Here is a 9028-nt window from a genome sequence, read left to right on the forward strand (position 1 = left end):
GGCCTGAATTGAGTGGAATGATCGGCCCCATCGAGCGGCGTTCTGCTCATTTGGTTAGTCTGGTGGGCACGGATGCCACCAAGGGGTCCATGAAAACCCCTTGGCCGTCCAGGGACACGTCTGCAACCAGGCTGCGGTCCCGCCCGAGTGCCGGCGCCACCGCGACCGAACCGCCCTTGTCCCAGTTACGCGACACAGAGGAGTGCGCGGTGACATCTGATGTGAAGAAGCACGAGAAGAGACCGCCGGAACGCAACAGCGAGCGGGTCGCACGGCCCGACGAGCTGGGCAGCCTGGAGGTCTGGGCCCGATCGGCTCCGATCCGGCTGGCGGGATACGAGGAAGACCTCGCCGAGCCGCACATTCTTCCCGGCGTCGACTGAGCGGACCTGCGCCATCGTGCCCCCTGCCATCGGCGGGGGGCACACCCCTGTGCGGCACACTCCGGTGCGGAGATCGCCCCAGTTCACCGGGTCATGGCGGCGGCCCCGCTCACCAGGGGCCGGCTCACCCGGCGCGCGGTGCCCGGCCCCCCGCTCAGCCCAGCCTCGTCGGCCGCAGATACTCCCGGACGTACGTACGGTGCCACCAGGCCCCGGTGGTCCGCAGCTCCCGCCAGGTGGTGAAGCGGTAGTGGTAGAGCCGGGCCCTGACATACGCGGGCGGGGCCCCGGGGAACGGGTTGTGCCGCAGCAGCCGCAGGGTGTCCCGGTCGTTCGCCAGCAGCCGCTCCACGAACGGCCCGAACCAGGAGCGGGCGTAGGCGGGGGAGAGCGCGGCGAACCACATCATCCAGTCGAGCCGCAGATGGTACGGGGCGAACTGGCGCGGCACCCGCCGCACGTCCGTGGGCTTGCCCTTGAAGCCGTACTCCCGCCACACCGTGCCCGGGTGGAGCACCGTCTCGTCCGTGCCCTCCACCACCAGCTCCTGGCGCACCCGCCCCACCGTGCCGAACGCGCCGTACGTGTTGACCAGGTGGAACGGGTCATAGGACCGGTTCATCGCCTGGTGCCGGGAGAACAGATTGAGCAGCGGGCGGCGGCTCAGGAACACCACCAGCGCCGTGACCGCGAGGACGACGGCCTCGTACCAGAGGGGGGTGGCGGGCAGCGCGGGCGGGCGGGCGACCAGCGAGCCGTCCACGGCGGACAGGGCGAGGGCGATGGTCAGCCAGTTCAGCCAGGAGAAGTTTCCTGAGAGCACCAGCCACAGCTGGGTGAGCGCGATCGCCCCGGCGGCGGCGCTCGCGATCGGCTGCGGGGTGAACAGCAGCACGGGAAGCAGTAGTTGGGCCACATGGTTGGCCGCCACCTCGATCCGGTGGACCTGCCGGGGCAGCCGGTGGAAGAACCAGCTCAGCGGGCCCGGCATCGGCTGGGTCTCGTGGTGGTAGTACAGACAGGTCAGATCGCGCCAACAGCGGTCCCCCCGGATTTTGATCAGCCCCGCGCCGAACTCCACCCGGAACAGCACCCAGCGCAGCAGAAAGAGGACCAGGACGGGCGGGGCCGTACGCTCGTTGCCGAGGAAGACGGCGAGGAAGCCCACCTCCAGCAGCAGCGACTCCCAGCCGAATCCGTACCAGGTCTGCCCTACGCCGACGATCGACAGATAGAGCACCCACAGCACCGCCCACCACGCCATCGCCAGGGCTAGCGGCACCCGGTCCGCCGCGCCCGCGACCAGCGCCGCCGCCAGGGCGGCCCCCGTCCAGGCCGAGAGAGCGAACAGCCGGTCGGAGTAGCGCAGCCGGAAGAGCCCCGGGGCCTGGCGGAAGGAGGTCCGGCGCAGCTGGGCGGGTGCAGGCAGCATGCCCCGCTCGCCGATCAGGGCCCGGAACTGGAGCGCGGCGGTGAGAAACGCGACCACGTACACGGCGGCCAGCGCCCGCTGGAACACCAGCCGGCTCAGCCAGTAGTCACCGTCACCGAACCAGTCCATCACCTCCAGTATCGTGCGCGGCGAGCCGGCGCACCGTCCGGCCGAGCCGCCGGGCGTACCGGCGCTGGAGGACCGGCACCAGCGGCCCCGCGAGCCGGGTGTACCAGCGGGCCGGCCGGCTGAAGGCCATGACGGTGAACCACACCGAGCCGTCGTCCCGGATGTCCACGACGAAGGACTCCTCGCCGCACTCCGGGTGACCGGGGAGCGTGCCGTACGCGAACCCCGTGCGATGGCGCTCGGCCGCCTGCCACACGACTTCGCACGGCGCGCTGATCCGCAGCGGCCCCGCGCCGGCCGAGACCTCGACGCGCACTCCCGGCTCGGCGCGCGGTGCCGTGGCGCGCAGCCGGAAGCCCGAGGCGCGGTGCATCCGCCAGGTGAGGACGGCCGTGCCCGCCGCCGCGAAGACCTCGCGGCCCCGGCCGATCCGGACGGTGTGGTGGAGATGGCGATAACCGTCGGGCATGGGTCCGAGCCGGGTGGCGCCCACCCCCGGGTAACCGAGCGTGCGCCGAATGGACGCGCGCCCCGCCGACGAAGCGTCGGCCGTCCGGCGCTCCCGGGCCCGGCCGGTGGTGCGGCGCCCGAGCCACACGATCAGGTTGACCAGTACGGACATCCCACCCACCTCTGGATCTGAACGCGTTCAACTCCCCATCCGTCGAGCCTACGCAGCCCGCTGAACGCGTTCAAGTGGCGGACGGGTCAGGACTCCGGCAGAACTTGAGGAACACATCAGGGCGAAGAGGTGGGAGATGTCCGTGCGTTCCATGCGCCGCCGACCGGTCCGTCGGTCGATCCGTGGGCCGGTCCTTCGGTCGATCCGCGGCTCGAGCCGCGGTTCGGTCCGCGGTTCGATCCGTGTGCGGTGGCCGGCCGCCGCCGCGCTGTCCGTCACACTGACCCTCGGTCCGCTGCTCGCCGGATGCGGCGGGGACAGCGTCGCGGTGGCCGACCCGGACGAGGAGGTCGTCCTCCAGCCGGCCGCCGCCCGGGGGCCCGACCCGTACACCGCGTCGAGCGCCCGCGCCGTCTCCGCGCCCCCGCCCGGCGAGGCCGCGGCCCAGGACATGACCAGCCGTACCCCCACCCGGGGGCACACCCTGCGCACCCTCTCGGGCGCCACCCCCGGCCTGTATGGCGGCACCCGGGACATCGGCAGCTGCGACATGGGGGCACAGCTCGCCCTGCTGCGCCGGGACACCGCCCGCGCGGACGCGTTCGCGCGCGGCGCCGGGATCTCCCGGGCGGACCTCCCCGGGTTTCTGCGCGAGCTGACGCCCGTCGTCCTGCGTGCCGACACCCGGGTCACCAACCACGCCTACCGAAACCGGTCGGCCGACGCCTATCAGGCCGTGCTCCAGGCGGGGACCGCCGTCCTGGTCGACCGGCACGGCGCACCCCGGGTGCGCTGCGCCTGCGGCAACCCCCTCAAGCCCCCCGTCGCGGCCAAGGGCGGCGTGATCCACCAGGGCAGGCCCTGGGGCGGCTACCAGGCCGGCCGGGTCGTCGTCGTCAAGCCCACCCCCCAGGTCATGGACAGTCTGCTCATCGTCAATGTCGGCAACAGCACCTGGATCGACCGGCGGACCGGCAGCGACGGCGAGCAGGACAGACGGCCCGAGGTGATCCCACCCGTCACTCCGGACGACATCTACACCTATCCGCCCGCGCCCGATCCGGGCGATACCGCTGTGCCGGACCCCGCCGACCCCACTGCCACTGATTGCGCCACGCCGCCCGGGACCGGGGAGCCGGATGCCGCCACGGCCCCGGGCGGCTGCCCGCCCGAGGTGCCGTCCGACCCCGGCTCCCTGCCCCCGGTGGACCCGCCGGGCGAGTCCGCACCCCTGCCCGCGGACCCGGACGCACCCACCGACCCGGACACGCCGTCCGACGAGGACATCGTCCCGTCCGACCCCGAGCTGGTGCTGCCTCCGGAGGAAGAGGCGACCGAGCCGGACACCTTCGCGGGCTGAGCGGGCCCGCCCGACAGTCGAAGAATCCGACAAATGATGACAGAGTGGCCCCATGGTTGATCGGGTAGCGGGGGCCCTGTCGCTTCCCGACGACTGGCCGGCGGGCCCGGACGTAAGCCTCACGCTCAACCGTATGGGCAGCTTCGACTGGGACCTGGTCAGCGGACGGTTGCATCTCGACCCGCCCGCGCTGAGAGTGCTGGACCTGCCGCCCGGCGGTTACGACGGCCGCCGGGAGAGTCTCGCGGCCCGGATACCGCCCGAGGAGGCGGCCCGGCTGGACTGCCTGGTGTCCCAGGCGCTGAAGAACGGCGACGAGCGGTACGGCGCGTACTTCCGTATCCGGCGCGGCGACGGCAGCCTGCGCTGGACCCATACCCAGGGGTACGTACGCCGTGACGCCACCGGCCGCCCTCGGCGCATCATCGGGATCGTCCGCGACGCCACCGACGAGCTGGCCGACGCCACGCCCCGGATGGAGGCGGACGCCGCGCGCCGTCGGCGGACCAGCGTCGTGGAGTCCACGACCGCCGCACTCGCCCACGCCCGGACCGTGCGGGACGTCATCGACGTCCTGCGCGACGCCCAGGGGCTTGAGCACTTCGGCGCGGCCCGTCTGGTGCTGGGGCTGCTGGAACCGGGCGGCAGGATCCACCTGGTCGCGGAGGGGCCGGAGGGAGTGGTGCCGGGGAACCTCTACTCACGGCTGGAGGACAACCAGTTCCCGCTGAACGAGGTGGTGCGGACGCTGGCCCCCCGCTTCATCGAGTCCCGGGAGGAGTTCGCCACGTCGTATCCGGCGCTCTGGCCGTACATCAAGAGCCTCGGCGTGGAGTCAGCCGCCTATCTGCCGCTGATCGCCCAGGCCCGCCCGCTCGGCGCGCTCGGGCTGCTCTACCGGGACCGCGACGGCTTCAGCGCCGAGGAGCGCGACGTGCTGGTCGCCCTCGGCAGCAGCATCGCGCAGAGCGTCCAGCGGGCCGTGCTCTACGACCAGGAGCACGATCTCGCCGAGGGGCTCCAGCAGGCGATGCTGCCGCGCCGGATCCCCCGGGTGCCCGGGGCGCAGCTCGCGGTGCGCTACCGCTCGGCGCGCATGGGCCGAGACATCGGCGGCGACTGGTACGACATCATCCCGCTGCCCGGCGGCCGGGTCGGCGCCGTCATCGGGGACGTCCAGGGGCACGACACCGACGCGGCGGCCGTGATGGGACAGCTGCGGATCGTGCTGCGGGCGTATGCCGCCGAGGGGCACACCCCGGCCACCGTGATGGCCCGTGCCTCGGTCTTCCTGCACGAACTGGACACCGACCGCTTCGCGACCTGTCTCTACGCCGAGGCCGACCTGACGACCGGGGTGGTGCGGATGGTGCGCGCCGGCCATGTCGATCCGCTGCTGCGGGACACCGACGGCAGCTGCCGCAGAGTGCCGGTCGACGGCGGACTGCCGCTGGGTCTCTCGGCGGAGTTCGGCCGGCTGGAGTATCCCGTCACCACCCAGGAACTGGACCCGGGGCAGACCCTCCTCCTCTACACCGACGGGCTGGTCGAACAGCCCGGATCCGACCTCGACGACGGAATGCAGCTGCTGACCGCGCTGGTACGCGGCGGCCCGCGCGACATCCAGCTCCTCGCCGACCATCTGTGCGAGGTGGTGGACGAGCGGGGTGGCGACGACGACGTGGCGCTCCTGCTGCTGCGGCGCCGGGGCCAGGTCACCGAGCAGCCGGGCGGCCGGCTCCGGCAGCGGGTGGCCCAGAACGAGCCGGAGGAGCTGCGCTCGGCCCGCCGTATGGTCCGTTCGGCCGTACGGGCCTGGGGCGCGGGAGAGCGCGCCGACGAGATCGAACTCGCCGCCGACGAGCTGATCACCAACGCCCTGCTGCACACGGACGACGGCGCGACCCTGACGACCCGGGTGCTGGCGGGCCCGGAACGGCGGCTGCGGGTGGAGGTCGAGGACTCCTCCAGTGCCCTGCCCAGACGGCGGGACGCGGGCGAGTCGGGCGTCTCCGGGCGGGGGCTGCTGCTGGTCGACCGGCTGGCGGACGCCTGGGGTGTGGAGTCGCGGGGCACCGGCAAGTGCGTGTGGTGCGAGTTCCTGGTGCCGGACAGAACGAGCGAGCCCTGACGACACGATATTAACTGTGCGTTAATCGATCGTGCTTGACCGTAACCGACCGAAGGCGATTGACTGCGCATTCTCCGGCCTTCCGAGACCATCCTTCGGGGGGTCTTTCGAGGATGTTTCGTGGATATTCATGGATATTCAAGGTCATCAAAGACCTGCAAGACCTGCAAGACCTTCAAGAGCCTTCAAGGACATGAGGACACCGTGAGCAGCGAGCTTCTCGCCCCCCTGGATCTGGCGTTCTGGCACCTGGAGTCCACCGGGCACCCCATGCACCTCGGTGCCCTCGCCTTCTTCGACCCCGCGGAGACCGGTCAGGACAGCGAGGGCCTGCTCGAACTGCTCGCCACCCGCACCGCCGCGATCCGCAGGCTGCGGATGCATGTACGGGACGTCCTGCTGCCCGTCGGCGGCGCGGCCTGGGCCGTCGACACGGACTTCGACGTACGGCGCCATGTCCACCATGTCCGCCTCCCACCGGGCGACTTCACCGCCCTGACCACCGGGATCGCCGGTGAACTCATGGAACGGCCACTCGAACGGGGGCGTCCGCCCTGGGAGATGTTTCTCCTCACCTCGGAGCCGGGCGGCGCCTTCGCCGTCCTGGTCAAACTCCACCACGCCCTCGCGGACGGCATGCGGGCCGTCGCGATCGGCGCGGGCATCTTCGACGAGATCGCGGGCGCCCGGCGGGCCGGGGTACGGCGGAGCGGGCCCGTTCCCGCGCGCCGCGGCTTCGCCGACCCGCGCGGACTCCTCGGCTTCGCCCGCGACCGTATCGACGGCCTCGGCCGGGCGGTGGGGGTCGGCGCCTCCGTCGTACGGGCCAGCCGGCTCGACCCCCGGGGACTGCCCGCCCTCGCGGCCGGCCCCAGCGGCACCCGCCGGCTGGGCACCGCCGTACTCGACCTGGAGGATGTGAGCCGGGTCCGCAAGGCGGTCGGCGGCACGGCGAACGACGTCCTGCTCGCGATCGTCGCGGGCGCCCTGCGGCGCTGGGCGGTGGAGCGCGGCGAACGGCTGCCCGCCACCGGACCCCGCGCGCTCGTTCCCGTCTCCCGCCGCCGACCCGGCAGCCCGCCCGGCTCCGGCAACAAGCTCTCCGCGTACCTCCTCGAACTGCCCGTCGCCGAGGACGACCCCCGCGCGCGGCTCGACGCCGTCCGCCGGGCGATGGACCGCAACAGGGCGGCGGGACCCCATCGAGGGGCCGGCGCGCTCGCCGTACTCGCCGACCAACTGCCGCCCCTGGCCCACCGGTTCGGCGCCCCCCTGGCCGGGGGAGCCGCCCGGATGCTCTTCGACATCCTGGTGACCAGCGTCCCGCTGCCCCGCTCGGCCCTGTCGCTCGGCGGCTGCCCCCTCCACGCGATCTACCCGATGGCGCCGCTCGCGCGCGGCCAGTCCCTGGCGGTCGCGCTGACCATCTACGGCGGTCAGGTCCATGTCGGCCTGGTCGCTGACGGCAAGGCCGTCCCCGATCTCGACCGGCTGGCCCGGGGCCTGGGGGAGGAGACGGCCCTGCTGCTCGACCTGGTGCTGTAGGCCGCGTCTGATGGATCCTGCTGGGCTCGCGTGCGGTGGTGCCGCGCTCCCCCTGGGCCCGGTCGGCCCGGTGGGGGGGGACCTCCGGCGTGGGAGGTGCCCCACCTGGCCCCAAGCGGGCCCGGGGAGACCCCGACCAGACCCCGCTCACTGACCCAGCCTGGGGGTACCTCCCACGCCCCCGCGCGTAGGGGGACCACCAGAAACGACCTGGGCCGGGGCGCCATGGAGTCGTGGCACGCCCCACCACGGCCGTCGCTCCGGGCTGACCTGCGGTCTCCGCGCCCCTGCGGCACCCTGGGATGCATGCCGGAACTGCCCGAAGTCGAATCGCTGAGAGAGTTTCTCGACAGCCATCTGGTGGGACAGCGGATCACCCGCGTGCTGCCGCTGGCGATCAGCGTCCTCAAGACGTACGACCCTCCGCTCACCGCCGTCGAGGGCGCCGAGGTCACCGCCGTGGACCGGCACGGCAAGTGGCTGGACATCGGCGCCGGCGGTCTCCATCTGGTCATCCATCTCGCCCGCGCGGGCTGGCTCCGCTGGCAGGACGAACTCCCGGCCGCTCCGCCCCGGCCCGGCAGGGGGCCGCTCGCCCTGCGGGCCGTCCTCGCGTCGGGCAGCGGCTTCGACCTCACCGAGGCGGGCACCGCCAAACGCCTCGCCGTCCATCTCGTGCACGACCCGGCCGATGTCCCCGGGGTCGCCCGGCTCGGCCCCGACCCCCTGGCCGACGGCTTCGACCGGGACGCCTTCGCCGCGCTGCTCGCGGGGGAGCGACGGCAGATCAAGGGTGCGCTCCGCGACCAGGGCCTCATCGCCGGCATCGGCAACGCCTACAGCGACGAGATCCTGCACGCCGCGAGGATGTCCCCCTTCAAACCCGTGCACAACCTCGGCGACGACGAGATCAGCGGGCTCTACGAAGCCCTGCGCACCACGCTCGGCGAAGCCGTCGAGCGTTCGCGCGGTGTGGCGGCCGGGCGGCTCAAGGCCGAGAAGAAGAGCGGACTGCGCGTCCACGGCCGTACCGGTCAGCCGTGCCCGGTCTGCGGGGACACCATCCGCGAGGTGTCGTTCAGCGACTCCTCCCTCCAGTACTGCCCCACCTGCCAGACCGGCGGCAAGCCACTCGCCGACCGCCGGCTCTCCCGGCTGCTGAAATGACCGGGCCGGGCCGGCCGCGCTCCCCGGGGCGACCGCGCTTCCCCGGGCCGGCCGTGCTTCCGGGCCGTGCTTCCCCGGGCGGTCCCGGCTCGTCCGGGGCCGCTGATTCCCGGCCGCCCGCTGGGCACGCGCTCGACCGCCCACCGGACCGGCCGCGCCCCGGCCGCCCACCGGACCGGCCGCTCCCACTCAGCCCCCGATCGTGACCAGCGGGGTGCCGTCGAAGGAACGCACCTCCCAGCGGCCGATCCGCTCGCTC

Annotated in this window: 7 protein-coding genes; 5 read left to right on the forward strand and 2 right to left on the reverse strand. The window is 73.0% G+C overall.

Annotated elements, in window-relative coordinates; translation table 11 throughout:
* The first annotated feature begins 209 nt into the window (after positions 1–209).
* Entirely contained in the window at positions 210–383 is a 174-nt protein-coding gene (locus ACWF94_RS24505; protein WP_453492316.1) for a hypothetical protein, read from the forward strand.
* Between the two features lie 154 nt (positions 384–537).
* Here the strand turns inward: ACWF94_RS24505 and ACWF94_RS24510 are convergent, their stop codons facing one another.
* Complete coding sequence (locus ACWF94_RS24510) at positions 538–1944, reverse strand: lipase maturation factor family protein (RefSeq protein ID WP_453492319.1); 1407 nt, start codon at positions 1942–1944, stop codon at positions 538–540.
* The gene (locus tag ACWF94_RS24515) at positions 1928–2566 is read right to left on the reverse strand and encodes a DUF1990 family protein (RefSeq protein WP_453492322.1); all 639 of its coding nucleotides are present in this window, start codon (positions 2564–2566) and stop codon (positions 1928–1930) included. The genes ACWF94_RS24510 and ACWF94_RS24515 overlap by 17 nt, the downstream gene beginning before the upstream one ends.
* A 244-nt stretch (positions 2567–2810) precedes the next feature.
* On the opposite strand from ACWF94_RS24515, the gene ACWF94_RS24520 reads away from it, so the two are divergent.
* From ACWF94_RS24520 to ACWF94_RS24535, 4 genes are all read left to right on the forward strand, one after another.
* Positions 2811–3926, forward strand: a complete 1116-nt coding sequence (locus tag ACWF94_RS24520) for a DUF6777 domain-containing protein (protein ID WP_453492324.1) — start codon at positions 2811–2813, stop codon at positions 3924–3926.
* A gap of 52 nt (positions 3927–3978) precedes the next feature.
* A complete protein-coding gene (locus ACWF94_RS24525; protein ID WP_453492327.1) occupies positions 3979–6057 on the forward strand; it encodes a SpoIIE family protein phosphatase in 2079 nt (692 codons plus the stop codon).
* A gap of 204 nt (positions 6058–6261) precedes the next feature.
* Complete coding sequence (locus ACWF94_RS24530) at positions 6262–7602, forward strand: wax ester/triacylglycerol synthase family O-acyltransferase (RefSeq protein ID WP_453492330.1); 1341 nt, start codon at positions 6262–6264, stop codon at positions 7600–7602.
* 306 nt (positions 7603–7908) lie between these two features.
* Positions 7909–8769 carry an Fpg/Nei family DNA glycosylase gene (locus tag ACWF94_RS24535; protein ID WP_453492333.1) on the forward strand — a complete coding sequence of 287 codons (861 nt, stop codon included), beginning with the start codon at positions 7909–7911 and terminating at the stop codon, positions 8767–8769.
* The last annotated feature ends 259 nt before the right edge of the window (positions 8770–9028 follow it).

It is taken from the genome of Streptomyces sp. NPDC055078 (genome assembly GCF_053607985.1).

Excerpts from the sequence above, each read along its gene's own strand:
- ACWF94_RS24510 (WP_453492319.1), bottom strand. The coding sequence starts at position 1,944 with ATGGACTGGTTCGGTGACGGTGACTACTGGCTGAGCCGGCTGGTGTTC.
- ACWF94_RS24515 (WP_453492322.1), bottom strand. The coding sequence starts at position 2,566 with ATGTCCGTACTGGTCAACCTGATCGTGTGGCTCGGGCGCCGCACCACC.
- ACWF94_RS24525 (WP_453492327.1), top strand. The coding sequence starts at position 3,979 with ATGGTTGATCGGGTAGCGGGGGCCCTGTCGCTTCCCGACGACTGGCCG.
- ACWF94_RS24535 (WP_453492333.1), top strand. The coding sequence starts at position 7,909 with ATGCCGGAACTGCCCGAAGTCGAATCGCTGAGAGAGTTTCTCGACAGC.